25 protein-coding genes and 2 pseudogenes are annotated in these 25,522 nt (G+C 26.9%); 8 read left to right on the top strand and 19 right to left on the bottom strand.

Features of this window, described 5'->3' with window-relative positions; genetic code table 11:
• Positions 1 to 3 precede the first annotated feature (3 nt).
• From T324_RS0104255 to T324_RS0104170, 18 genes are all read right to left on the bottom strand, one after another.
• On the bottom strand, positions 4 to 1,491 hold the full coding sequence (locus T324_RS0104255; protein WP_028329112.1) for a sugar ABC transporter ATP-binding protein: 1,488 nt from the start codon (positions 1,489 to 1,491) through the stop codon (positions 4 to 6).
• An 87-nt stretch (positions 1,492 to 1,578) separates the two neighbouring features.
• Complete coding sequence (locus T324_RS0104250) at positions 1,579 to 2,520, bottom strand: sugar ABC transporter substrate-binding protein (RefSeq protein WP_028329111.1); 942 nt, start codon at positions 2,518 to 2,520, stop codon at positions 1,579 to 1,581.
• A gap of 113 nt (positions 2,521 to 2,633) precedes the next feature.
• Positions 2,634 to 3,857, bottom strand: a complete 1,224-nt coding sequence (locus T324_RS0104245) for an ROK family transcriptional regulator (RefSeq protein ID WP_028329110.1) — start codon at positions 3,855 to 3,857, stop codon at positions 2,634 to 2,636.
• A 92-nt stretch (positions 3,858 to 3,949) separates the two neighbouring features.
• Complete coding sequence (locus T324_RS0104240; RefSeq protein ID WP_028329109.1) at positions 3,950 to 5,347, bottom strand: hypothetical protein; 1,398 nt, start codon at positions 5,345 to 5,347, stop codon at positions 3,950 to 3,952.
• Between the two features lie 407 nt (positions 5,348 to 5,754).
• Positions 5,755 to 6,027 (bottom strand): hypothetical protein, encoded by a 273-nt coding sequence (locus T324_RS0104235; RefSeq protein WP_028329108.1) that lies wholly within the window; start codon positions 6,025 to 6,027, stop codon positions 5,755 to 5,757.
• Positions 6,011 to 6,568, bottom strand: a complete 558-nt coding sequence (locus T324_RS0104230; protein WP_028329107.1) for a hypothetical protein — start codon at positions 6,566 to 6,568, stop codon at positions 6,011 to 6,013. The genes T324_RS0104235 and T324_RS0104230 overlap by 17 nt, the downstream gene beginning before the upstream one ends.
• Positions 6,569 to 6,760: 192 nt before the next feature.
• Positions 6,761 to 7,144 carry a hypothetical protein gene (locus T324_RS0104225; protein WP_028329106.1) on the bottom strand — a complete coding sequence of 128 codons (384 nt, stop codon included), beginning with the start codon at positions 7,142 to 7,144 and terminating at the stop codon, positions 6,761 to 6,763.
• Positions 7,145 to 7,220: 76 nt separating this feature from the next.
• On the bottom strand, positions 7,221 to 7,517 hold the full coding sequence (locus T324_RS0104220; RefSeq protein WP_028329105.1) for a hypothetical protein: 297 nt from the start codon (positions 7,515 to 7,517) through the stop codon (positions 7,221 to 7,223).
• A 288-nt stretch (positions 7,518 to 7,805) separates the two neighbouring features.
• Complete coding sequence (locus tag T324_RS0104210; protein WP_014486618.1) at positions 7,806 to 8,849, bottom strand: hypothetical protein; 1,044 nt, start codon at positions 8,847 to 8,849, stop codon at positions 7,806 to 7,808.
• 320 nt (positions 8,850 to 9,169) lie between these two features.
• A complete protein-coding gene (locus T324_RS0104205) occupies positions 9,170 to 9,538 on the bottom strand; it encodes a hypothetical protein (protein WP_028329104.1) in 369 nt (122 codons plus the stop codon).
• A 257-nt stretch (positions 9,539 to 9,795) separates the two neighbouring features.
• On the bottom strand, positions 9,796 to 10,437 hold the full coding sequence (locus T324_RS16720; RefSeq protein ID WP_245580624.1) for a hypothetical protein: 642 nt from the start codon (positions 10,435 to 10,437) through the stop codon (positions 9,796 to 9,798).
• On the bottom strand, positions 10,418 to 10,750 hold the full coding sequence (locus T324_RS18400) for a hypothetical protein (RefSeq protein ID WP_245580623.1): 333 nt from the start codon (positions 10,748 to 10,750) through the stop codon (positions 10,418 to 10,420). Before T324_RS18400 ends, T324_RS16720 begins: the two co-directional genes overlap by 20 nt.
• A 331-nt stretch (positions 10,751 to 11,081) precedes the next feature.
• Positions 11,082 to 12,257, bottom strand: coding sequence for a dicarboxylate/amino acid:cation symporter (locus T324_RS0104195; protein WP_028329103.1), 1,176 nt, complete (start codon positions 12,255 to 12,257; stop codon positions 11,082 to 11,084).
• A gap of 135 nt (positions 12,258 to 12,392) precedes the next feature.
• Entirely contained in the window at positions 12,393 to 13,505 is a 1,113-nt protein-coding gene (locus T324_RS0104190) for a glycosyltransferase family 2 protein (protein ID WP_028329102.1), read from the bottom strand.
• 573 nt (positions 13,506 to 14,078) lie between these two features.
• The gene (locus T324_RS0104185) at positions 14,079 to 14,537 is read right to left on the bottom strand and encodes a hypothetical protein (RefSeq protein WP_028329101.1); all 459 of its coding nucleotides are present in this window, start codon (positions 14,535 to 14,537) and stop codon (positions 14,079 to 14,081) included.
• A 159-nt stretch (positions 14,538 to 14,696) separates the two neighbouring features.
• The gene (locus T324_RS0104180) at positions 14,697 to 14,924 is read right to left on the bottom strand and encodes a tetratricopeptide repeat protein (protein WP_028329100.1); all 228 of its coding nucleotides are present in this window, start codon (positions 14,922 to 14,924) and stop codon (positions 14,697 to 14,699) included.
• 77 nt (positions 14,925 to 15,001) lie between these two features.
• Complete coding sequence (locus tag T324_RS0104175; RefSeq protein ID WP_156920146.1) at positions 15,002 to 15,232, bottom strand: hypothetical protein; 231 nt, start codon at positions 15,230 to 15,232, stop codon at positions 15,002 to 15,004.
• A 21-nt stretch (positions 15,233 to 15,253) separates the two neighbouring features.
• Entirely contained in the window at positions 15,254 to 16,039 is a 786-nt protein-coding gene (locus T324_RS0104170; RefSeq protein ID WP_028329098.1) for a hypothetical protein, read from the bottom strand.
• 205 nt (positions 16,040 to 16,244) lie between these two features.
• Here T324_RS0104170 and T324_RS0104165 point away from each other — a divergent pair, with 205 nt between their 5' ends.
• The 4 genes from T324_RS0104165 (at position 16,245) to T324_RS18395 (ending at position 21,403) form a co-directional block, all read left to right on the top strand.
• The gene (locus tag T324_RS0104165) at positions 16,245 to 17,717 is read left to right on the top strand and encodes a S41 family peptidase (RefSeq protein WP_028329097.1); all 1,473 of its coding nucleotides are present in this window, start codon (positions 16,245 to 16,247) and stop codon (positions 17,715 to 17,717) included.
• 468 nt (positions 17,718 to 18,185) lie between these two features.
• Positions 18,186 to 18,968 (top strand): hypothetical protein, encoded by a 783-nt coding sequence (locus tag T324_RS0104160; RefSeq protein WP_028329096.1) that lies wholly within the window; start codon positions 18,186 to 18,188, stop codon positions 18,966 to 18,968.
• A complete protein-coding gene (locus tag T324_RS0104155) occupies positions 18,965 to 20,524 on the top strand; it encodes a hypothetical protein (protein ID WP_028329095.1) in 1,560 nt (519 codons plus the stop codon). The genes T324_RS0104160 and T324_RS0104155 overlap by 4 nt, the downstream gene beginning before the upstream one ends.
• Positions 20,525 to 20,551: 27 nt before the next feature.
• Entirely contained in the window at positions 20,552 to 21,403 is an 852-nt protein-coding gene (locus tag T324_RS18395; RefSeq protein ID WP_245580625.1) for a phage tail protein, read from the top strand.
• 4 nt (positions 21,404 to 21,407) lie between these two features.
• Here the strand turns inward: T324_RS18395 and T324_RS0104145 are convergent, their stop codons facing one another.
• A complete protein-coding gene (locus T324_RS0104145) occupies positions 21,408 to 21,761 on the bottom strand; it encodes a hypothetical protein (RefSeq protein ID WP_028329094.1) in 354 nt (117 codons plus the stop codon).
• A 130-nt stretch (positions 21,762 to 21,891) separates the two neighbouring features.
• On the opposite strand from T324_RS0104145, the gene T324_RS16710 reads away from it, so the two are divergent.
• The 4 genes and pseudogenes from T324_RS16710 to T324_RS0104125 form a co-directional block, all read left to right on the top strand.
• The gene (locus T324_RS16710; RefSeq protein ID WP_051436788.1) at positions 21,892 to 23,622 is read left to right on the top strand and encodes a hypothetical protein; all 1,731 of its coding nucleotides are present in this window, start codon (positions 21,892 to 21,894) and stop codon (positions 23,620 to 23,622) included.
• A gap of 285 nt (positions 23,623 to 23,907) precedes the next feature.
• Complete coding sequence (locus tag T324_RS0104135; RefSeq protein WP_028329093.1) at positions 23,908 to 24,447, top strand: hypothetical protein; 540 nt, start codon at positions 23,908 to 23,910, stop codon at positions 24,445 to 24,447.
• Between the two features lie 74 nt (positions 24,448 to 24,521).
• Positions 24,522 to 25,116 (top strand): annotated as a pseudogene (locus T324_RS16705) (glycoside hydrolase family 19 protein).
• Between the two features lie 13 nt (positions 25,117 to 25,129).
• Positions 25,130 to 25,522: pseudogene (locus T324_RS0104125) on the top strand (hypothetical protein); the annotation flags it as partial.

Genomic DNA, 25,522 nt, shown 5'->3' with positions numbered 1-25,522 from the left:
AAATTAAGAAGTTGCCAAATGCATAATTTTTTCTTGTGAAAATTCATCTCTACCTATAATACCTGTGATACACCCGTCATGCATAACAGCTATTCTATCAGACATACCTATAACCTCAGGAAGTTCTGAGGATATTAATATGATAGAAACTCCTTTAGATACAAGCTCATCCATTATTTCATATATCTCAGATTTTGCTCCTACATCTATTCCTCTTGTAGGTTCATCAAGTATTAAAACTTTAGGCGATGTAGCAAGCCATTTAGCTAATACTATCTTCTGTTGATTTCCGCCACTTAAAAATTTTACTACCTGTTCTGATGAACTAGTTTTTATTGAAAGCTGTGAAATATATTTTTTTATTATTGAATTTTCTTTTAATTTATTAACATTTATAAAGTTTATAAATTGATTAAGTATGCATAAAGTTATATTATATCCAACCTTATTTTCTAATATAAGTCCTTCCTCTTTTCTATTTTCTGGAAGTAAAGCTATTCCATATTTAATAGCATCATCCACATCATTTATAGATGCAGGATTTCCATCTATATATATTTCTCCTTTTTCTTTCTTATCTATGCCGAATATTATTTTCATAAGTTCGCTTCTTCCCGCACCAACAAGGCCGGCAAATCCTAATATTTCGCCTTTATAAAGAGAAAAATTGATATCTTTCAAATACGGTTTTCCATATAAATTTTTAACCTCAAGAACTTTTTCTTTATCAGTATTATCATCTTTAAATGTTCTTTTATAATAATTGCTGAGAGTTCTTCCAACCATCATTGATATAAGTTCATCTTTATTTGTATCTAAAGTTTTTACAGTTCCTACAGTGCTTCCATCTCTCATAACAGTTATTCTATCACTTATAGCAAAAAGCTCATCTAATTTATGAGAAATATATATTATACTTACATTTTGATATTTTAAATCCATTATAATTTTGAATAAATATTCTACTTCTTTATCTGTCAAGGAACTTGTAGGTTCATCCATAAAAATTATATTACTATTAAATGAAACAGCTTTAATAATTTCTATCATCTGCTGCTGTGCTATACTTAATTTTCCAACCTTAGTACTTGCTGAAATATCAAAATTAAATTTTTCAAGAAACTTATTAGTTTCTTCTATCATTTTTTTATCATCTGCTAATCCGTTTTTCTTTTTAATCTCTCTTCCCAAAAAAATATTTTCAAATATTTTCATTTCAGGTATAAGCATTATTTCTTGGTGTATTATACTCACACCATTTTTTTCAGCATCTAAAACAGAAGATATACTAACTTGTTTATCATCTATAAATATTTCCCCACTGTCAGCTGTATAAACTCCTGACACTATTTTAGATATTGTGGATTTTCCAGCTCCATTTTCTCCTAAAAGGGCTAATACTTCTCCGCCTTCAACTTCTAATGAGGCATTATTAAGGGCAATTACCCCAGGAAATTTTTTGCAAATATTCAAAGCCTTTAGTCTAACCATATAAACAAACCTCATATAAAATATGTACATATATCATATAATTTTCATATATGATATATGTACTATTATTTTAGATAAATAAAAATATTATTGCCAGCCATCTATACCATACTGATCAACATTACTTTGATCTATAAGGGCAGTTTCAACACTTATATTTTTCTCTATAGGTTCGTTATTTAATATTTTATATGCAACTTCAACTGATTTTTTACCTATATTAATTGGAGATTGTGCTCCTGTTGCTGTAGCCTCTCCATTTTTTATAGAAGCTTTAATTTCAGGTGAACCATCAACACCATAAACTAATACTCCAGTTTTATTAGCAGCTTTTAAAGCAGCAACTACTCCTAAAGCTATAGGGTCATTTCCGCCAAAAAATACTTGTACATCAGGATTAGCTTGAAGTATATTTTCTGCTATAGGTAATGTTATCTCTAATTGACCCAAACCATCTTGTCTTGATACTAATTCAAATTTATTGCTAACAGCACCTAATCCGTCATAAAATCCTCTTATTCTATCTAAAACAGATTTAGCAACAGCATGTTCTATAATAGCTAATTTACCTCCATTAGGCATACGTTTAGCCAAATCTTCTCCGCATAAATATCCTGCTTGATAATTATCTGATATAACTATAGCATCAACTAAATCTGTATCATAAACATCTGCATCAAAGTTTACAATAGGTATTCCAGCAGCTTTAGCAGCATCTAATGCTGGTTTTACACCTTGCCAATCTACAGGATTTAAGAATAGTAATTCTATACCTTGTGCAATCATATCTTCAACTTGAGATATTTGTTTAGCTTGATCAAGCTGAGGATCTAATACTATTAAAGTATCACCATTTTTTTCTAATTCTGATTTTATAGATTCAGAGATTGTCAAAAAGAATGGGTTGTTCATTGTCATGGCAGTGTATCCAAATTTTCTTCCACTGCTCTGCTCAGTACCTCTATTGCATGATGTAACAAAAAGCAATATGGCAAATAAAACTGAAAAAATAACTATTAGCTTTTTCATTTTTAGCTCCTTAAAATATATAATTAATTGAATTAATTATATTAATTAATTCAATTAAACAATATATATTAGTATATTCAAAAAAGCACAATAGTCAATTTTTTTACAACATTTTATATCATTTTTGATATTTTATTTAAAAGCAAACCTTCTCTAAGAATGGCCTCTATAGCTACAATACTAGCACCTACAAGCACTTCATCATCATCCTTGCTTCCTAATCTTATATCAAGATTGTCATACAAATCAGGTATTATCCTACTTCTAACATTTTCTTTAAGCATTAACAAAAAATCATCCCCGAAATGAACCATTTCATCGCCAATAACAATTACATCAGGATTAACTAAATTAACTAAATTTATTATACCTATACTAAGATATTCTGTATTTTTATTTATTTCCTCGCATACAATAGGATCTTTATTTTTATAAGCATCAACTATATCAAAAAACTCAAAATCATATTTTAAATTTGATGTTTCTCCTGAGGCTAATCTTTTTTTAATTCTTCTTGAAAGAGATATTGTAGAACAATAATTTTCAAGACATCCTCTATTGCCGCATTGACATAAAGGCCCATCAAAATTTATACTTGTATGACCAAGTTCACCAAATGTACCTGTAGAACCTCTTATTAATTTACCATCTACAATAACACCTACACCTATACCATGTCCGGCTATTATATAAGCAAATGTTTTATTAGTATTATTATATTTATTCAAATACCAACCAGCCATAACTCCTGCTTTAGCATCATGTTCAAAAAATACTGGTATTTTAAAAACATTATTAAAATATTCTTCTACTAAAACCTGCTCCCATCCAGGAAACTCATTAACACTAATAGTACCTGTAGTTCTAATAAAAGGTCCAGGTAATGTAATGCCTATTGCTAATATATTGTCTTTTGAATATTTATCAAGAACATCATAAACAGCATTCTCTATTATATGCAATGTATTTTTTACACCATCATTAACATCAAATTTATATTTCTTTAAAAAATAATGTTTTCCAATTATATCAAATAAACCAATAGATATATATTTACGAGTTAATCTCACTCCTATAAATTTATATCTATCACTGTTTAATGAAATAGCAATAGATCTTCTTCCTTTACTTCCATTCTTTGAACCAATCTCAGAAACTAATCCTATTTTTATAAAATCATTAATAATATTAGTTATAGTAGCCTGCTTCAAGCCGGATAATTTAGATAATTCTACCCTTGAACATACTCCTAATTGCATCAAAAGTTTAATAATAAGATAACGATTCATCTCCTGCATATCATTATAATTAATGCTTTGTTTTAATTTACCTAGCATACTACTATTGCCTTATAATATTAATTAATTTTTTTGATATTAAGTATAAACAAAAGTTTTTTATTAGTCAATAAATAAAAAAAGTCTTTTTACTAAAACAAATCTGCTCTATCGGTAAATGCAATCAAATAATTACTGTTCATATCGATAGACTGCTCAGAAGCTTTAAAATTATTTAAAGATATTGAAAGTTCTTTAGGCTCTATTGCTGGAAAAGAAGGACTTCCTCCTACATCTGTACTTATAAATATAAAAGGATAATCTTTATTTTTAAATCTTGTTTTTGATGATATTATAAATGATTGTCTGTTGCCATTTAAAACTCTATCATAAAAAAGTTCTTTTGACTGAATATTAAAAACTGCATTTCCTGAAAAACTCAATGTAAATTTTGAATTTGGAAATCCGTATCTTCTAGCAGATATATTATATTTCTCTTCTTTAGTCCATTCAAAAGCTAAAGCAACATCGCTTACAGAAGTAGCTTCAGTGCCATTAATAAAAAGTTTTGTAGGATACTTTGAAGTCTGTGCCATAACAACATCTCTTTCTTCTGCTCTATCCTCATACAAAACAGAATCCTTATCTATTGTTACTTCATCTAAAGCCCATAAAGAAGAACTAATTTCAGTCATAGCTTTATTAGCAAAATTAAAATTCATGGATTTACTTTCACATCCTATATATTGATTACCGTCCATATTTTTTGAACCATCATACAAAGCTATATTATAATATTGTGCCTCCCCAAACCTTGGAGATATTATGCTTTGATATTTTGGATATTTCTTTTTAGACTCATCACTAAACACACCGCTTTCTATTAAGCCAACTCTTTTAAAACTAAGTAAATATTCTGTTTGATTATTTCCGCTGTTATATTCTCTTAATTCATTTATTATATTAGTAAAATCAACTTCATCTTCTTCGTTTCCTGTTATTAAAAATGCTTTCATATATTTTATTTTATTTATAGATTCAATTAAATCTTTCTGCTTCATTGAATCATATACATCAATAAAATTACTATTATAACCTTCTTCATTTTCAGTTATAATTTCAAGCATATTAATACTTTCATCTTCTGAAGATTTATTAAACCTCACAGCAAAATTATTAAAAGAGTTAATGCAAAGTAAATTACCTGTGGTTTCTTTTGTATGAACATTAGCCCAAATTAAACTAGCATAATATGCATTTGTATTTGGGAAAGCTCCGTAAGAAATATCGCCTGCATAAGTAGTAGCACCTGCATAACTTTCTGAAGAAGGAGCACCTACATATTCTTTACTCATTGATTCTGTAGTAGGAGTAAGTCCCACTGATGAAGGATATATTAAATATTTTCCTTTAACATCATCGGAAGTAAAATCTACTTTTTCATTTCTATTTTTTGTTTTTGCTATTCTAACTTTATAACTAGAACCGCTTACAACAGTTAAGCCGTCCTCATCATTCATTAAATTACCTTTCAAATCAAAAATGCTCATTGTTATACTCTCACAAATAAAAATATAATTTTCAAAATAATATTTTTTATTATTGTTATGCTCGCCTACGCCTAAAGGCTTAAGTTAATAAATTAAGTTAAGGGCTTCGGCTCGCTTTTATATTTCAATTCTAATATTTAAAAATTATTATTTCTTATTATTGCTAATAAAAATTGTTCGCTCAAAGTCTATGTCAAGCAAACTTGCCATAGGCTCACAATTTTTATGATTAGCTTTACAATATTAAAAATTCAATATTATCCCCCTGCCCGCCCACCCCAAACTTCAATTAAATAAACACCATAATTAACACGCGTTAAACTCATACAAAAACATAAATCAAATTTTAATATAATTTAAACTACATATACAATTTTATTCACCGCGTGCTGATAATATTTTAATAATTACACACTTTCTAAAACTACATTCTCCAAAACATCTCTATTATCAACTGTTATACTTCCTTCTTTTGTTTGATAGCCTTCCATACTCACTTGATAATTTATAACTTCTCCATTTTTATAAGCACCAAAATATTTTTCTTCTTCATTCATTGTAATGACAGCATTTTCCGGAGAAGAAGTGATTTTTATTTTATAAAGTTTATCTCTATTTTGAACATAATCATAAACTTTTTTATTAAATGCTTTATTAATTAAATTAGTAAAGAACTTCATTTAAATAACTCCCAGTCATAATTCTAAAATTAATATCAAGAGAAAAACTCACGCCTCTTATAGATGAAAAATCATTAAATTGTCTTTTATTGTTTTCACTGTCAAAAGAAGGAGATTCCCATTTAATAACAGGCGATAAGGCTATACGCTCTCCTTCATCATTTAACTTTGATATCCAATAACGCGAAGCCTGATTGAGTGCTAAAGGAATCATAGTATATGCTAGAAATGATTCTCCTGATTTAAGCTCTTTATATACTGTAGCTTTTAAAGATATGTCATCTGCAAAACCTGCTGAATCTCCTATATATGATTTATCTCCTCTGCTCTCTCCTTCTGATATTGTAGCCCAAAGAAATGATTTGCTCATAGACTTAACAGCACCTAAACTGAAACAATCTATTTTCAATTTATCATCTAATAGGCTATTTAAATTATTTTCTCCATGAACTTTATTTCCTGAAAAATCTATATATTCATCAGCCATAAAATTCATGAAATTATCTAAAACATATATAACACTATTTTTGAAATGTATCATATAATAACCTTTTTTATAATTACTAATATAATATGGATATATAAAAACTACATAATATAAATATGCAGTTCTTTTGCTTCTTTTATACCAATAAAAGAAGTGGGGGTGTGGGGGCTAGTCCCCACAAATAATAAAAAAAATTAAAAATATAAAATTGACAAACTTAAAAGTTTTAAATAGTATCAATATTTATTAAGGCTTCTTTATATCTCCGTCCAAACGAACACTGTCATAACTATTTTCTCCAACTACAATGCTTGATAAATCTTTTATAGCAAGTTCTTTTAAACGCAAACTTTCTGTGCGTATAAAATTTATTAAGTCGCTGTTTGAAACAAAATTAACTGTTAAAAGTCTCGCTGCTTCATAGCATATATAATTTTTTATAGATATAAAAGGAAGTCCGTTTTCTTCCGTAGGTTCTGTATAATTCATATTTAAAATCATTCTTCTAAATTGAATAGTATAATTTTTAAGCTGATCTTTTAAAAATTCTGTATCGATATCATCATAGTTGAACATTTTAAATATGCTTTTAAAATAATCTATATCAGGCTCATAAATATATTCCTGCATATTAATTCCTTTTTAGTTTTAATGTACTGTCTCAAATATAATGAAATATAATTTAAGACAGCACATAAAAAATAAATCAAGCCTCAAGCTCTTTTATTTTCTCTTTTAATTTTTTATTTTCTTCTTTAAGATAATTTATTACATCATTAGGCTTCATCTTCTCTCTTATAAGCTCCTCTGCTTCCTCTTTGCTTATAATCAAAAATGAATCGCTTAAAGATATATTTAAATCGCTTTCCACTATAACTTTGCATCTTCTTTCATGCACATCTCTAAAGAAATAACCCACTCTTGATACAACATAATCATTAGCTTTTATTTCTTTATTTGTAATACTATTCTCTAAAAAAAATAATAAAGATTTCTTTGACATACTGCCTCTCAATTATATTTATTAATGTACTTTTTTGTCGCTCAAAAAAGTTGCAAAAAACGCAATTGCTATAACTTTATATTAAAAAACATACCTATTAAATATAGGATATATCCTAAAAATGCAGTCTTTTTGGTTCTCGCCGCAGGCGTACTTCGTATGGTCACCAAAAGAACTGTGGGGTTACGAAGTACGCAGAGCGGTGGGGCAAAGCCACCACAAACAATAAAATTGAAAAAACTAAAATTAACAAAACATAGTCGTTTAGGTATATATACTTGATTTAAATTAAGACAAGCTCAAATCTATTTTACAGAAGCCGTAAGGGTTAGAAGCTACTGTGCATCTCTTTGTTCTTGTTCTCCACAAATTATTGCCTAATATATCAACCTCTCTTATATCATGATTTAAATATACTACCTCTTTTATTGAAGCCATATCCAAAACATTAGATGAAGTTGTAAACATATAAATTGATGAGCCTGTCCATATATCTGTGAGATTTTCTAATTGATACTTTTGATCAACTTCATGATCATCAGCAACTCTGAATGCAGTTCCTACAACAGTAATTCCGCTTGTTACTGCATTAAAAATATCTGGTCTGAATGCTTTATATTTTCCATTAGCATCATTTCCTATCATTGATATATAATTAGAAAATAATCTGAATAAGCCTTGAAGTTTTATATATACATCTATTGGAATAACTATATAAAGTTTCTGTCCATTATCCTGAAGCTCCATCTTATCATTAAATAAATTTCCGCCTACAGCATAATTCAAATATTTTGCTAAATCTATAAATGAAGAAAAGAAATTATCAATATCAGCCTCTGTCCAAGTGCTTATTGGTTTAGCAGTTAAATCAACAGTGTTTGTACTTCCGTAAAGTTCCGCATCTGTAACTTTTGCAGCTAAATTTCTTTCTCTTAAAAGTCCAAGTCTTGATACAAGTTTTTGTGCAATATAATTTAAAATTTCTTCTCCTGCTTTTTTCTCATCTCTTGCATAAAGCTCATTTATTTCTTCTATTCTGTTAATATCTATTCCAATATAATATTCTTCAGGCTCCATTTTAAAAACTCTGGCCTCATGTTTAGGATACTCATTGAAAATATTTAAATCTCCTAATGAAGTACCTCCATACATATTTTTGAGATTGAAAGCTGTATTATCTAAATCTCCTCCAATAGCTCCTTGAGAAACACCGACAAAAATTTCAGGTATATATTTACTCACAAAATTAGTCTGCCCCATATATCTAGGCATTTCTTTATTGATTATTGGAAAAAGTTTATTTTGTATATTTTGTAAATTAGGTATGCTCATATTTGAATCCTTTATAAATTAAATTTTGATTATACACGCCGCAGGCACATCCCACATACAGCAAGAAACAAAAAGACTTATTTTTATATAAAAATAATAATTAGCTATGAATATAAAATACTTAATATAATAAATTATAATTTTATATTTGCACTTTTTGGTTCTTTGATGCTGTCCGCCTCGCGAAGTGTGCCGACGAAGTCCACCTATGGTGTCGGCAGGCGTGCTGCGGGAAAAAACAATAAAAAATTAATAAAATATAGTTGTTTAGATATATAATAAATAAAAAACTATATTTAATAAGTTATAAGAAATTAATATTATACACTTTTTAAAAGTATCTCTGCATAATTGCTTCCGCCTCTTATAACTATTCCTACTCCATGTACGTCTAATGATTTTTTGAATCCCTTATCTGATGCTGTTACAATATCACCAGCTATAACACTTTCAGCTACAACTGCATTCACTATTCCTTCATAGCAAACTGATATTGTATTTGGCTTTAATCCAAATTCTTTATAAGAGAATGCATCTTCCAAAGCAACTCCAACAAACACTGAACCTTCACTATAAAGTGAAAAAACTCCTTTCCCATTATCATCTTTTATTGATACAGGAAATCCTCTTTTTGGTAAATTAGCTTCATCGCTATGAATACCAGCTTTTATTATAGAACCTTGTGCCATTCAAACTCCGTTAAACTTATTATAATTTTAATATTTGAAAAACTTTATAATATATCAATTTTATACTTGCACTTTTTGCAACTTTTTGCGGCGGGAAAAAGTTGAACAAATACTATTTATAATAAATTTACTTCATAATTAGATTAGCTTTTAAATTTCATTTGTAGTAAACAAAAACTAGCCAACAAATAAGAAGCAAAAAACGAATTCGTATAGTCAATATCAATAGTTTTTCAATGAATATAATTTTATAATTATCATTTAAATAGTTTTGCTATCTCGCTGTATTTGTTTTCTTCGCTTAATGCTGATAAGTTGATTTTCTCTCCGCCTCCTACTCCGATAGGTACTAAATCATTTCTCACTATTGACATTATTTCTTCTTTGCTTAATCCAGCTTTGAAAAGTTTTCTTGCCTTTATAAATGTGGAGCTTTCTGATTTTGAAGAACATCTTACTGCATTCTGACTCTCTGCATATTCATTGCACCAATCTCCGTAAGTTATAGCTGAAAGATTTAATTCTTTATTTCCATTATTTGCATTATTTAAATTTTGTTTATCTGAATTACTTTTATTCTCTTTTAAATTATCTTCTTTTAATTTATTTACTACAATGTCAATAATAATATTCTGAATCTCTTCATCATTTCTAAACAAATAAACAAACTCATCTCTTGCTTGCTTTTCTATTTCTTTTTCTTCGCTAATTAACTTTTCTAATACTGTTTTTAATTTTTGCATATACTCTCCATTAATATTTTCTTCATTACTGATAATTGCACTAGCACAAAGCAAATCGACATTACGGCTTGCAGGATATTCCACTGCAGCAACTGCTTTAATTTTGCAATTCTCCCAGTAAATAAAATTTTCATCTTCATAAGATTTTTTTTCCAATCATCTCAATAGAAGGATAAAAAGATTTTTTCTCTGTTATGCTATCATCAAACCATTCTATAACAGCATAAAGTCCAACAGCCTCTTTGTCTTTTTCTAAACTTAAAACTTTTCCAATAGCTTCTCTTTCCTCATCTTCTTTATGTCCCTTATAGACAAATATTTCTATGCTCTTTTTTTCAAATGATTTTGTTAGCTCATCAATATTTTTTTCTGTAATCTTATTAGTTTTAGTTTCAGCAAAAGTATTTTTTGAAAGCGGTATATACTGCTTGAAACTATCACCTAAAATTTTATATTTTTTCTTTAGCATACTAGCTCCTATATAAATATTTTATCAACTTTTTTGACGCACACGCCAAAGTTTTTATCTTTCAGATACGCTTCGCAAAAAACGCAAATGATCTAACTGCATTGTTAAAAACATAAAAGATAAACAGACCAAATAATAAGTTTTGTCATTTACAGAATTTCAATTATGTACAATTTAATACTTATAATTATTTAATGTTCTAAAAAATCAGAGATTATTTATTATCTCTATACCTATAGCAAAAAATATAAGTGATTATAAGTTCTTGAAAAATAAAAAAGGCTCAGTAAATTAATACCAAGCCTTTTATTAATATTTTAATAAATAAAGATTAGATTTCTTTTTTGAATATTCCTTGAAGCATTAAAGCTAAAGCACCGTCTCCTGTAACATTGCATGCGGTACCAAAACTATCCTGCAAAGCAAATATAGCAAGTATCAATGCCGTACCATCATCATTAAATCCCAATACAGAAATTATAATACCCAAAGAAGCAACTACAGTTCCTCCAGGTACTCCCGGAGCTCCTACCGCAAATATACCAAGAAGTATAACAAACAAAATCATAGTACCAATACCGGGCAAAGAACCATATAATATTTTTGATATAGTCATAACAAAAAATGTTTCTGTTAATACTGAACCGCATAAATGTATTGTAGAACCCATAGGTATTGCAAAGTTAACAATGTCTTTATCCAATGCATCCGATTTGCTTGCACATTTTAATGCCACAGGCAAAGTAGCTGCTGATGACATAGTACCTACAGCTGTAAGATAAGCAGGTCCGTAATGCTTAAACACTCTTGCAGGATTCTTTTTAGATATTATACCTGCTATTGAATATAATACAGTAAGCCATATAAAATGTCCTACTATTGCTATTAATATAACTATTATAAATACAGGAACACTTTTTATTATAGTGCCTTCATAAGCTAAAGTTGCAAATGTGCTTCCAATATAAAAAGGAAGTATAGGAACTACTACTTTATTTACTAAAAATAAAATTATATTATTAAGCTCATCCAATAAACCTTCAAAATATTTTGACTTTGTCTTTACAACAGCAACACCTCCGCATATAGCCAAAAATAATGCTGTTATAACAGGAAACACCGGATTAATATCTAATTTAAATATAATCTCAGGTAATTCTTTTCCGCCTTCAACAGCAGAAGGTATATTCAAATTAGGTATTATTATATATCCTGCAGTCATTGAAAATAAAGCAGCTCCAACTGATGATACATAAGCAAGTATAAGCATTACGCCAAGCATTTTATTTGCTTTACTTCCCATTCTAGTTATGGCAGGTGCAATAAATCCAAGCACTATCAAAGGAACCATAAAAGATATTACCTGATTAAGAACATATTTTATAGACTGTATTACATTAATTACAGCAGAACTTGAATATGTACCTAATACAATACCAATAACTATACCTATAAATAATTTAATTAATAAATAATCTTTCTTTTGTTTTTGTTCTAAATCTTCCATAGAATATTTGTCCTATAATTTATTTTATATATAATAGTATATTAATTTTATATCTTTGTAAATTATATTATAATTTTTTTTAATAGATAAAAGCTTTGATTTCAATTAATAATCAGATTAAATATACATTTCAATCTAATTATTCCAATTTTTATTTGCGAGTTTATCGAGATTTATTTTTTTATATTTCTCTCTCAAATTGATAGAAGGTATCCACCAAGCAATATCAAACACTTTCTTCTTTATAGATTCAATCTTTTCTCCATAAATATTATAATCATCATAAGTTTTCATTATATAGCATGAATAAGCCATGAATGCATGCTTTTCTCTGTCTATTTCAACATCAAGTTCCTTCATCAACTCGTGGCATTTTTTATAGAATTCATTTTTATTATCTGCTTTATAATTATTAAATACAAATAAAAAAGAATTAAAATTATAAAAACTAGATTCTTTTAATAGATTAATTTTTTTTTCTTTATAAAAGTTAAATATATTTCTAAATACAGATAAAGCATCTGATACTGTTTTTTCATCTTTTTCTATAGAATGCACAGCTGATGATTTTCTTTGAACATAATAATACTTAGCTTTGTTATTATAATACATATTTGGATTATACACTAAATATTTATAAAAAAATTCACTATCTTCAGAGACAATATAATTTTGAAATTTCAAATCATTATTTAAAATAAATGATTTTTTGTATAATTTATTCCAAACAGCGACAAGCGGATATTCAGGTGTATTTTCTTTTTCTGTTGTACTTACATTGAAATTACTTTTTCCTTCAAAACATTTATCTTTAAAATCTTTTTTCCATTTTTCCAATCTATTATGATAATAAAGCTTTATATATCCTTTAACTTCATTAACTGTATATATATTGTTAGTAAAAACTATATCTGCATCGTACTTTATTGCTGTACTATATAGATTCTCTAAATAATCATTTTCTATAAAATCATCAGAATCTATAAAAGAAATATATTCTCCATTACTGCAATCAACACCGATATTTCTTGAAAATCCAACTCCGATATTTTTTTCATTATGTATAATTTTTATTCTATCGTCTTTCTTCATATATTCTCTGATTATATTCTCTGAATTATCATTAGAGCAGTCATTAATGCATATTATTTCTATATCTTTTAATGTTTGAGCAATAACACTCTCTATACATTTAGGCAAATATTTTTCAACATTGTATATAGGAAGCATAACAGAAACTTTCGGCATAAAAACCTCTTAATAAAATAATGAATATTTTTATAATACTAGATATTGATTAAAATACAAGTTATATTTTTGACTTACTTTTTTAACAAAAAAGTAAGTCGGATTTTTTGGTTCTTGAGGAAGTCCGCCTGCAGCGTTGACGAAACAAAAAAGAACGAAGAAAAAGATATCTAATACTAGAAAGCAACCCCAGAATAAAGAGCAGCCAAAAAATAAATATACACTAAAAAATTATTCTCCTAACTTCTTTAACTCCTCAGCTTTTCTATTGCACTCATCAGATTCAGATCGCATGTTTAGTAGATTTAAAACATAACTCTTATAACTATAAAGCTTACTGCTAGGCTTTAACTCTATAGCCTTGTCATAATATTTTATAGCTAATTTATAATATTGTTCTCTATCATTATAATATTCAATACCTAATATTCTGTATATATCAGCTTTACCTTTATATGCTTCTAAAGGGTTTAACCTTATTAACTTGTCATAACATTCTATGACTAAATCATAATATTTTTCTCTGACATTAATAATTTATTAGCTAAATATTCTAAGAACTCTATTTTTTCTCTATAATTTTCTATATTTATTTGGGTTTAACTTTATTATCTTATCATAAATTTTTATAACTGAATCGTATTCTTCTTTGCTCTTTAATAAATTTATTTCTGCTCTAAGGCTTTCTATATCATTATTTATATATTCATTATCTTCATCATTAAAATCTATTTCATTTTTTTCTAATATATTTAAAGCTTTTTGATAAAGTTTATCTTTGCTTAAAGATTTATTGTTTTTTGATATATTGTTATATAATGATAATGCTTCATCATATCCGTTTAACAAAATCAAAGCTATTATTTTATAAGCGTAAAAAACTTTATTATTCTTTTCAAGTTTTAAAATATTATTGCAGTAATTCAAAATATCTTCAGTATTTTTATTATCTTCAAATATGAATGATAATGCTTTATTAAAATTATCTATGGCCTTATCAAACTCGGATAATTTATATAATATCATACCCATTATATAATAATCTCTTGAATTATTTTTTTCTTTATAATTTTTTAAAGCTTTTTCATAATATTTAATAGCTTCTTTAATAGTTATTTTTTATCTCATAAATCTCTCCCATAAAATAATACATATCATATTTATAAAAATTATTTGTGCTTTTAAAACTCTTTAATGCTTCATCATATTTTTTAATTCAAACAAAGAAAGTCCTTTATAATAATAAGAATTACTGTTTTTATCATCAATTTTTAAATGCATATTAATCACTTCTATTGATTCATTATATTTTTTAAGTTCAAATAAAATTAAAGCTTTATTATAATAAGAGTTGGTATATTTATCATTAATTTCTATTGCTTTATCAAAACATACTATAGCTTCATCATATTTATTCATTTTTTTTTATAAACAGCCTTTAAGATAATATGACTTATAATATTTATCATCTAATGAAACAGCTTTATCAGCACAATTCAAAGCCTCTGATACTTTCCAATCTCAAAAAATGCCTCTGTTTTATCATAATAATATTTTATTTCTTTTTGTAGGTTATCATCGTGATTTATTTTATTTAAGCAGTATTCTTCATAATATTGAATATTATTATAATTTTCATCTAAACTTTTTACTTTATTATAATATTCCAATGCCTTTTTATAAATCATTTTTATTTGAAGTTTTATCCGCCTGTTTTCTGTACTCATCAGCAATAATGCATAGAGCTTTTATATTATATTAGAATTAATATTTAATATTTCATTACAGCAATTAATAATTTCTTTTTGTCTTCCGACTAAACTCTGTAAATATTCTATCTTTTTATAATAGCTTTCTAAATTGTTCTTATCCAAATTAATTATATCATCATAGCATTTTATTATATCATCAGCATTTACTTTATTATCTTTCTTCAAAATATCTAGTTTCAAAAGTTTTAAGTTTATATCATTCACATCAATTTCTATAGCCTTATTACAGTCTTCTACTGCATAGCTTTGCATTGATAATTGATTGTATATTTCTGCTCTTTCTTTAAATAAATTCTTTATATTTTCTTTATTATTATTTGCATATGCTTCTTCTATTTTCTCATCTAATAAAATAATTCTCTCTAATAACTCATCATTAATATATTTATTATCAGCAAATCTATTAAAATACTCATTATCCTCAGCATTAATATTTTCTATAAATGTTCTTCTCTTATAATAATCCTCTTCATTTACATCCTCCATTATATAAACTAATGAAGATATATTAGCACTATTTTTCATTATGATATTCATCTCATCATTAAAAGAATTTATCTCTTTATTGAGTTCATCTATCATACCATCAATATTATCAGAAATTAAAGCATCATCAAAACGGATTACTATATTTTTTATATGTTTTTTTGCCTCTAATACTAAATCGCTTCTTATTTCCTTTAAGTCCGTATTTTCAGCTTTATTTTTTAATCTTCTTATTTCTTTTTTTAGAAAAAATATTTTTATGCTGTTTTTATCCATAATTTTTAATCCGAATATATTATCCTTTATAATATAGCATTTTTACATAAAAATCTACTTACAACTATTAAGTTATCATAGTATTTTTATCGTTTTTTATATATGAATTTTTTACTATTTATGTTATAATTAACTTATATATTATATATTTCAGTAATCAATACAGATTTTTATAAATACATTTTAATTCATAAGGATTTTAAACATGATGAAAAACAAAGAAAGACTTTTATGGATATTTCTTTTAATTTTTGTAGTGGCAATTTCATTTTTTAATTTTAAAAGCCCTTCTCTTGCAATAGCTCAGCAGGGAAGCCCTCAGTCAGATAATGATTTTTACTATTACAGCAGATTGTTTCAAAAAGTTTTTGCAACACTTCAGCAGAACTTCGTTGATACAAACAATGTAACAACAAAAAAATTAATGTACGGTGCCATTAAAGGAATGCTTGAAGCTACTGATGACCCTTTCACATTTCTATTAGATGAAGAATTAAATACCGCATTAAATACTGAAATGTCCGGAAGATACGGTGGTGTAGGACTTTCAATATCTAAAAATGCTGATAAAGGATTAATGGTAGTTTCTCCTATAGAAGACGGCCCGGGTGAGAAAGCTGGAATATTATCCGGAGATACTATTATAGAAATAGACGGCAAAAGCACAAAAGATATGTCTGTTGATAATGCTGCAAATATAATGAGAGGAAAAGAAGGCACAAAAGTAACTTTAACAATAGTTAGAGACGGTGTAGCTGAACCTATTAAATATCCTCTTACAAGAGCAATCATAGAAATAAAAAGTGTTAAATACAAAATGGTTGATAACACAATCGGATATATAAGAATAACTACTTTCGGAGATGATACTGCTAAAGATTTAGAAAATGCATTAATAGATCTTAAAAAACAAGGCATGAAAAAACTTATACTTGATTTAAGAAATAATCCTGGCGGAAGACTTGATACTGCAATAAATATAGTAGAAGAGTTCCTAACAGACGGAAAAATAGTATATACTAGAGGAAGAACTAAAAATGAAAATCAGGATTATTATGCTTCCAAAAAAGGCGATGAATGGCTTGAAGGCGATATGATAGTTTTAGTTAATCAGTACAGTGCTTCTGCATCAGAAATACTTTCAGGTGCATTACAAGACAGCGGAAGAGCTAAACTTTTAGGTGAAACTACATTCGGTAAATTCAGCGTTCAATATGTACTTCCATTGGACAGCAGAGATAATACTTCTTTCAAATTTACAGTAGCACATTATTACACTCCTAATGGAAGAAGACTTCATGGTAAAGGATTAACTCCTGACTTTGTAGTAGTAGAACCTAAATTAAGCAGCACAGATATAACAGCATTAACTGAGCTTAGAAAAGGAGGACAAATAACAGCATACGCCAAAAAATATCCTAATGAAAGTTCAGATGCTACTGCTTTGCCTGCATTCAAGCAAGAGCTTTTAAAACAAAACATAGTACCTAGTGATTATCTTCTTGAGCGTTTAATATATAATGAACGTAATTTAGATAATTATAAAGAGATATATGATCTTAAATATGACAAGCAATTAAAGGCTGCTATAGAATATCTTGAAACAGGAAAAGAACCTCCTCAGGATAAAGAAGAACCTAGAGAAAACTGGTCAAATGAAAAAGAAGAAAATCAATAATTAAATAGAAAATAGGCAGTAATATTTCATATGTTGCTGCCTATTTATTTTTTAGCACTAATAACATACCCCGCCCTTTATTTTTATTAACTTAAATTCATAATTTTTATTTTTTTATTTCTTACATCTTAAATAGAATTTTAACACCCGCCCTAGTATTTTTTATATTATTACTTATTATACCGCACGTTTAACAAAATTATAGATATAAATTAATTAATAATTAAAACTATAACTATATATAAAAATTTATTAACCGTGCGGTATAGAAATTCAAAATCTAATTAAAACTTGGGCGGGCTTGCTTTTTATATAAAAATAAAATGTATAAATAGATTTTATTGTTTTATTAAACAAAAAATACTGCAGGGCGGGGTGTGTCATTAAAGTTTTAAATTATGATAATATTCAAAGACAATAATAATTATAATTTCTTATATTATTTGCTTATAATATAGGAGTATTATTATGGCTTTTGATTTTAAATTAGTAGTAAGAGATAAATATACAGAAGAAATTTTTGACATTATCAATATGGCTCAAAACATAAAGGCAGACGATATAAAAACAGATTACAAAGTTATTGAAAGCAGTATCAAAACAGGAATAGGCGATATATCATCAGGCCGATCTTTTAATATAGGAATTCCAATATACGAATATAAAAATGATTTAGGTACTTGGGTAAAAATAGAAGAACAATATTCAAAATATACAAGCATGATTTTATCAAGCAGTATAAAAAGATATTTTTTAAGAACCATATTTAATGATGAAATTTATGAATCAGAATATATTATAAAATCTGTAGGCGGATACAATATAAAATATATAAATAATTTGGGAGTTGTAGATATTTCTCTGGAAGCATTAGATAAAACATTTTTAAGACAAAGAGAGGAAGAATATAAATTATTAATAACAGAGGATGCCAAACAGGATATAAATTATAAATCTCTTAGCTTAGTACCTGTTCCAATTAATTTTAATTTGGAGTTTTTAGTTGTAGGAGGAGTACTTGAATTTTTATTTGCAAACAGACAAAATTTTGGAATACAATGCCATGCCGAATTAAGAAACGGAGTATATAATATCGATTTTAACGGAAAATCTTTAACCATAGACGGAGTATCATATAATTACAAAGGCATACAGCCAAAATTAAACCCAGGAAACAATGTTTTTTATTTAGAAAGCAATCAAACTTGTCTAAATGCTTCTATAAGATATAGAAGAGGTATTTTAATATGATAATGCCTTATCATTTCCTTAGAGATAAAATATACAAACTTCCCCCAGCACCATATATAAGTTTTGAAGAAAGCGGAAGTTATATAAAAATTAATGACAATATCTATATAGAAAATTATTCTTCGTACGAGTTTAAAGTTAATAAAAGAGGAGGAGATACCGGAAGCATAAGTTTTAATATTCCGGTAAACTATTTTAATATTAATGATAAAGTTGAATATTATCTTCATGGGCAAAAAAGATTTGCAGGATATGTAGAGAGTATAGATGATGCCGGACTTAATTTAACAATAATACCTATTTGGGGAAAACTTCTTCATCAATATATACAGGGAAATTTAATATTAGAATCAACAATGGGAGCTTTGGATATTGTATTATCACTAGAAGAAAAAATAAAAGAAATGGGGATAATATTTGATTTAAAAAATATTAATCTTAATAATAATAAGCAAATAACAATGTCTTTCAACGGAAGAAACATATCTGATATATTGGATGAAGTAGAAGAAAACTTATCCGGTACTTGGTGCTGGGGAGTAGACTTTGACAGCAATTTTTATTTTAAAGAATTTTTAGATGTTCCAAATAAAAAATTAAATTGGCATAACAATCATTTTGCAGAAAGCGAATATGAAGTAGACTCCGACAATTTGGTAAGCAGATATATTATAAAAATGAAAGAAACAATTACGGATGATGAAGGGAATGAAGAAGAAGTATACAGAACTCTTCCAAAGATAGTAGGAGCTGATGAATTATATCCGCCTATACCATTAGAAAAAGAAATAGGAATAAAAACTGATATTTTTGAATTAGGCTACAAATTGGAAACTTATGACTTAGCTTATGAATTTGCTTATCAATTTTTAACCAATCAAGTAAAAAAAGAAACTGTAAAAATAAAAAGCCTTGATACTAAGAAACAGGATATTTATATAAATGAATGTGTAGAATGCATACTAAAACCTGTTAATAATTTTTATCAGGTAATAGATTTTAATGAGTTTACAATTACCGAAAGCAGATTAAATGAACTTTATTCTTCTGATATCATTGATATTGATAATGAAATAGAATACAGAAAATACCCAAGCTACAAACAGCAGTATTCCGTAGCACTTACTGATATAGACAGATATTATAAAGAAATTTGCAATCAGTCATATAATATAACTAAGATAGTAATATTCTTTTCTGACGGAGAGGGTAATAATAATATATCATCAGTATTTCAAATAGAAGATAAAAATAATTTGCAAAGGAAGTATTGTATAAATGGATTTGGAGTATTTGATGTAAAGGGATATGATAAAAGAGATATAATAATAACATCTGAGAGAGGAAATATTTTATATGAAAAATTTATATGCTTTTTTGATGTAGGCTCAAGGATAGTGAATATGAATGTACGCACTATTGATTATAAATTTGATAATAATGCTTTAAATATAAATTTAGAACTTGCAAAAATGAATGTTAAACTCACTAATTATTTATATGAACAGGAAGAGAGAAGAAAAAATTTAGAGCAATTATTAAGTTCAAATATTTAGGAGATAAAAAAACGTATGAGCAATATAATAGTATCAAGTGAGAAAGGCACTATATTAAATTATTTCGGACTTTCAAATACATATAATCCATTTACTGATGAGAATGCTTTGCAGATAGTTCAGAATTTAGATTTTGAAATACCAGCTTCAGAACCTTTTGTTAATGCAGGATATGTAGCTGTAAGTACAGGACTTTTAACTACATCATTATCATTTTTAAATGACGGTAATTTTGCTGTAATAGATCCGGATAATAATCAAAAAATAATGGATCTGCAAAATGTTATAGGCGAACTTGGAAATGATAAGTATATGCCTAAAGAGAATCAAGTATTTTGGTTCAATAAAGATGGGCTTAGAGGCACTTATTTTCTGCATTCATCTTATGCTGGTAAGAAATTTAGAATAATAAACGGACGCTATATAACAACTTCTATAACAAGTGCTGTATTAAATGAAATGTTTAAAAGAACTACAGGAGTACCGTCATATATAGAACAAATAAATAATTATATAAAAGATATTTATGAAAAAATAGGAGACGGAAATAACTTATCAGAATCTAATATTCAAAATAAAAATGAAGCTGTCAAAATGCCTTATAAATATAATAATAAACAGGTATACAGACAATTTTATTCAGGATCTTATAGAAGAACAGGAGGAGTAACCTCAAAACATACTATAAATATAAGCACTCCTAATAAAAATAATATATTTATGAGAGATGTATTTGTATCAATTGGTGCTTTATCAGTAGACTTCTATTTATATAATTTCACTCCAAAAAATGGAAGTGCAAGTATAGAAGTTGTTTTAAAAGAGCCAAGCTCCCCTACTATAGTTTACAGTTTTTTCACAGAATATACGGAAAACTAGCTATCTATTTTTTAATATATCTAACACCATCTATCATTATAGTATTGGCATCTATATATACTAAATTAAATTGTCTCCATCCTTCATTTGCATTAAATACTCTATGATAATATTTTTCACCTTCTTTCTTCCATTTGTATTCTGTTATTTTATGAGAAGAGACAAAATATTCTTTATATGTATCATATTCTCCAAATGCATATATTACAATATCCATAGGATCATATTTTACATACTCGCCATTTATATTAGGATCTGGAGTAGGTAATACAATTGGATTATATTTACCATTAGATGATTGATAACATGATATCAACATAATAGAAGACAATATAATTAAAATAACTTTTTTTATCATTACACACCATTTATACTATTATAATACATTTATAAAAAAACAAAACCTCTTATAGTTTACTTTTTTAATCATTATTTTTGAAAAAGCAACATAAAAAAGTACAAATATAATTTTACAAGGAAAATATAATATGTTAAATGAGAATAATATACAAGCGCCTTTTAAATATAAAATAAGTGAAAATACTTTTGAACTTGATACAATTAAAGGAGAACTTGAACTTAATAAAAATAATGTACAAGTAAAAATTTTTGAAGGACAAAGGTTATTCTGTGCAGATATTGGATATGCTGTTGATGGAGCTTTAGAAGAAATGGAGTTTTTAATTGATGATATAAAAGTATATCCTGTACTTCTTGAACAATTAGAGAATTTAAAAAGCGTAGATGTTAAAGATAATGAAATATATTTAGTAAAAAATGATATTAATTTCAAAAGTATAATTTTCTTTCCGTCTGCTGATTTAAATAAAAATTTTAAATACACAATCACAACTTACAGCTCTACTTTTTCAGCATTTATGTTTGATGAGATTGCTAAGAAATTAAATGTTATTGATGTTAATGCTCCGATTAAAAATTTTTATGAGGATACGGATTATAAAATCAATGACATTATAAAATATAACGGCTATCTTTATAGAGTTTTTAAAGATTTTACAAGCGATGATACAGATTATTATTTAATAAATAATTGTAATTTAATAACACCATTCAAAAAAATAGAATTAAATACTGAATATAAAATAAATGATTTAGTTGAATATAATAATAATTTCTTTACTGTACAGAGTGATTTTACTTATGAAGAAGCTACTAATTTAAATGATGTATTAAAACCTATTGAGGAAATCATAGAATGGAATGATAATATAAAAAAAGTTTATAAAAATCAAATAATATTAAAAGATGACTTTTGTTATTTGGTTTTAGTTACTTCTGAGAATTATACTTTTGATGAATTATTACAATTCCAAAAAATAAATTATTTAAATAAAGCTTCAAATACTTTTTATGATGATACTAATTCAGGCTTTGGAAACAATACAAATACGGTTCAAAAAGCAATAGAGAAATTAAAATCTGACAAACAAGGCAGTCTAACAGCAGGTAACAATATTGATTTAAACGGAAATAAAATTATATTTATATCAAAAACAGATAATACTGATTTTGATACAGGTAGTACATATAATATTACATTAACTATAAAAAATAGGCAGTTTCATTCTATTGATACATATTTTGTAGGAGCAGGAGAAAATTTTGCTACTAATTATTTATCATACTTAAATCTTCAAAATAATAATGGTTTTGTTAAATTAGTTGGCACTTTAACAGGCACAGGTACCGATTCTTCAGCTACTACATCGTTATGCAGCTTTATAGCAACTCTAAATGACTATTTTAATTTAGTTTCGACTGGAAGCTATGTAAATACAACTCAAATTACATCAAGCACGGGCAAAGCGGTAAAATACTATTTTATGCTAAATGCCTCTTATAAAAATGCGGTTGATTTAGTTATAGCATATCAGGACGGAAGCACAATAAACACTGATGATGTATTTACACTTAATTTAACACCTGATAAAAACTCTACTGTAGATCTTACTACTGCGGCAGTTACTAATGTTCAGCAATTAGGTGAGGCTTTAACAGAACGGCTTGATAAATTAGACATAATAGCAGACGGAGAGGAACATCCGACTGGGACCTATTATTATAATGCTGATAGTGGGAAAAAGCCTATTTATTACCGTGCTTTTGAAAAACAATTTCAAAAAAATGAGATATTAAATACAGATAGTAATGAATGGGAAATTGATATGTTGCTATATATGAATGGTACTCTATATTAGAGGCAAATAATAATACTGTAATTGTAGCCCCTCGTTCTACTTATGATATATATAATTCCCAATTCGTTCATATATTGAGTACAAAAAAAATTATATTACAATACTGCTCCTGAAACACTTAGAAAAGGATTAAACCCTGCATTTTATTACACAAAAACAACTGACAGCTTGGAGTATTGATTATCAGATTATAGAAAATATAACAATAAATGGAGGAAAATGAGAACGAGCCTAATCGGTAATAAATTACCGATTATATATTTGGCGAGTTCGAATATAACAACAATGAACAAAAAAGAATATGTATTGATTGATGAAAATAATGTCATTGTAGAGATGATAAAAATTGATGATAAAGAAAAGATAAAAGAGAAAAGTATTTATAAATCTAATTATAGGATAGAAGAGAAAAAAGATTATTACTATAAAGGACTTAATTTAAATCGTGTTGTTAATGACAAAATACTTTCAAATAAAGAAGCTATTGAAAAAGGATTAATAATATTAAAAGAAAATGAAGTTTTAATCAATGATGTTATTCAAACAATAGAGAAAACTCAAAAAATCGTTAACAACGAAATAGTAGAAAAAACAGCAGAAGAAAAACTAAATGACAGTTTAATTACTAAAGAAGAATATAATACAATTATGAATGCTGAACGTGAAAAAGAATACAATAATAAAACAGATAAGCAAGTAATAGAATTAATGAGAAACTTTTTAAATAAAAATAAAGACAGTTTATCTGATGAGGATAAAGCAATTCTTGATGCCATAAATACAGAAATAGACATAATAAAACAAGAATACCCAAAACAAAGTTAAAGGAGGAAGTGAGCCGAAGCCTCCGAGTAATAAAATTACTCGGAACTTTTAGGCGAGGCGAACATAGCAATAATATGATAAATAAAGAAAAAATATTAAAAATCGGAATAGATGAAAAATGGCTAGAGCCTTTGAATAATGCTTTTAATAAATATGCCATCACAGACGCAAATGAAAAAGCAATGTTCTTGGCACAGACTACACATGAAAGCAATGATTATAAAAGACTTGAAGAGAGTTTTAATTATAGCCCTAAAAGACTTTTTGAAGTTTTTAAAAAAAGAGTAGGCACTTTAGAAAATGCTAAAAGATTATGTAATGAAGGAGCTAAAGCAATAGGCGATTTTGTTTACGGCGGAAGATTAGGTAATGCTAAAGATGAAGGATACAAATACAGAGGAAGAGGAATTATTCAGCTTACAGGAAAAAATAATTATAATTACTACGGCAAAAAAAATACATGCTGATTTAGTTAATAATCAGGATTTAGCAAAAGAACCTAACACAGCAATAGAAATAGCATTACTTTTTTGGAGAGAAAAGGAATGCGGATTATATGCTAAATTAGGAGATGTGAAAACGGTAACTAAACTCATAAACGGCGGTTACAATGGTTTAGCTGACAGACAGAAAAGATTTGAGAGAATACTAAAAATATTAGAAAGCTAAAAAAAGGATTAAAATGGATTTATACACTTTTATTTCAATAATGGCAGGGTTTCTAGCTTTTATTTTATTTTTAAGGTTTCTTTATTATATTTTTGGAAATGTTAAAGACAAGATGAAAGATATTAATATTGAAGCTAAGCATAAAGACGGGCATCAGTTCAATATTAATTCTAATTTTGACAATAAAATAAAAGAAGTAAAAAAAGAAATATTAAGCAGCGAAGAAATAAATGAAGAAAAACTGCTTAATAATTTAAATATAAAAGTACCTACTGAAAAACAGTTTAATTATCAGGAGGCTATAAAAAAATATCAAACAGAAATATACAATCTAAAAAACAAATATATAAGCAAAACAATATACATAGCTTTTTTATATATAGTTATTAATTGGGAAGTTTACACA

Origin of the sequence: Brachyspira alvinipulli ATCC 51933 (assembly GCF_000518245.1) — a bacterium.
In the GTDB taxonomy this organism is placed as follows: Bacteria; Spirochaetota; Brachyspiria; order Brachyspirales; family Brachyspiraceae; genus Brachyspira; species Brachyspira alvinipulli.
This window is presented reverse-complemented; position numbering and strand designations above follow the sequence as displayed.

What these genes read in the sequence shown, in the direction of transcription:
- T324_RS0104190 (WP_028329102.1), bottom strand. Translation starts at nt 13,505, where the DNA reads ATGCCGAAAGTTTCTGTTATGCTTCCTATATACAATGTTGAAAAATAT.
- T324_RS0104155 (WP_028329095.1), top strand. Translation starts at nt 18,965, where the DNA reads ATGATAATGCCTTATCATTTCCTTAGAGATAAAATATACAAACTTCCC.
- T324_RS0104240 (WP_028329109.1), bottom strand. Translation starts at nt 5,347, where the DNA reads ATGAGCATTTTTGATTTGAAAGGTAATTTAATGAATGATGAGGACGGC.
- T324_RS0104235 (WP_028329108.1), bottom strand. Translation starts at nt 6,027, where the DNA reads ATGAAGTTCTTTACTAATTTAATTAATAAAGCATTTAATAAAAAAGTT.
- T324_RS0104250 (WP_028329111.1), bottom strand. Translation starts at nt 2,520, where the DNA reads ATGAAAAAGCTAATAGTTATTTTTTCAGTTTTATTTGCCATATTGCTT.
- T324_RS0104170 (WP_028329098.1), bottom strand. Translation starts at nt 16,039, where the DNA reads ATGGATAAAAACAGCATAAAAATATTTTTTCTAAAAAAAGAAATAAGA.
- T324_RS0104145 (WP_028329094.1), bottom strand. Translation starts at nt 21,761, where the DNA reads ATGATAAAAAAAGTTATTTTAATTATATTGTCTTCTATTATGTTGATA.
- T324_RS0104160 (WP_028329096.1), top strand. Translation starts at nt 18,186, where the DNA reads ATGGCTTTTGATTTTAAATTAGTAGTAAGAGATAAATATACAGAAGAA.
- T324_RS0104220 (WP_028329105.1), bottom strand. Translation starts at nt 7,517, where the DNA reads ATGTCAAAGAAATCTTTATTATTTTTTTTAGAGAATAGTATTACAAAT.
- T324_RS18400 (WP_245580623.1), bottom strand. Translation starts at nt 10,750, where the DNA reads ATGCTAAAGAAAAAATATAAAATTTTAGGTGATAGTTTCAAGCAGTAT.
- T324_RS0104245 (WP_028329110.1), bottom strand. Translation starts at nt 3,857, where the DNA reads ATGCTAGGTAAATTAAAACAAAGCATTAATTATAATGATATGCAGGAG.
- T324_RS0104230 (WP_028329107.1), bottom strand. Translation starts at nt 6,568, where the DNA reads ATGATACATTTCAAAAATAGTGTTATATATGTTTTAGATAATTTCATG.
- T324_RS0104185 (WP_028329101.1), bottom strand. Translation starts at nt 14,537, where the DNA reads ATGGGTATGATATTATATAAATTATCCGAGTTTGATAAGGCCATAGAT.
- T324_RS16710 (WP_051436788.1), top strand. Translation starts at nt 21,892, where the DNA reads ATGTTAAATGAGAATAATATACAAGCGCCTTTTAAATATAAAATAAGT.
- T324_RS0104205 (WP_028329104.1), bottom strand. Translation starts at nt 9,538, where the DNA reads ATGGCACAAGGTTCTATAATAAAAGCTGGTATTCATAGCGATGAAGCT.
- T324_RS0104135 (WP_028329093.1), top strand. Translation starts at nt 23,908, where the DNA reads ATGAACAAAAAAGAATATGTATTGATTGATGAAAATAATGTCATTGTA.
- T324_RS0104180 (WP_028329100.1), bottom strand. Translation starts at nt 14,924, where the DNA reads ATGAATAAATATGATGAAGCTATAGTATGTTTTGATAAAGCAATAGAA.
- T324_RS0104175 (WP_156920146.1), bottom strand. Translation starts at nt 15,232, where the DNA reads ATGAGTACAGAAAACAGGCGGATAAAACTTCAAATAAAAATGATTTAT.
- T324_RS0104225 (WP_028329106.1), bottom strand. Translation starts at nt 7,144, where the DNA reads ATGCAGGAATATATTTATGAGCCTGATATAGATTATTTTAAAAGCATA.
- T324_RS0104255 (WP_028329112.1), bottom strand. Translation starts at nt 1,491, where the DNA reads ATGGTTAGACTAAAGGCTTTGAATATTTGCAAAAAATTTCCTGGGGTA.
- T324_RS0104195 (WP_028329103.1), bottom strand. Translation starts at nt 12,257, where the DNA reads ATGGAAGATTTAGAACAAAAACAAAAGAAAGATTATTTATTAATTAAA.
- T324_RS0104165 (WP_028329097.1), top strand. Translation starts at nt 16,245, where the DNA reads ATGATGAAAAACAAAGAAAGACTTTTATGGATATTTCTTTTAATTTTT.
- T324_RS0104210 (WP_014486618.1), bottom strand. Translation starts at nt 8,849, where the DNA reads ATGAGCATACCTAATTTACAAAATATACAAAATAAACTTTTTCCAATA.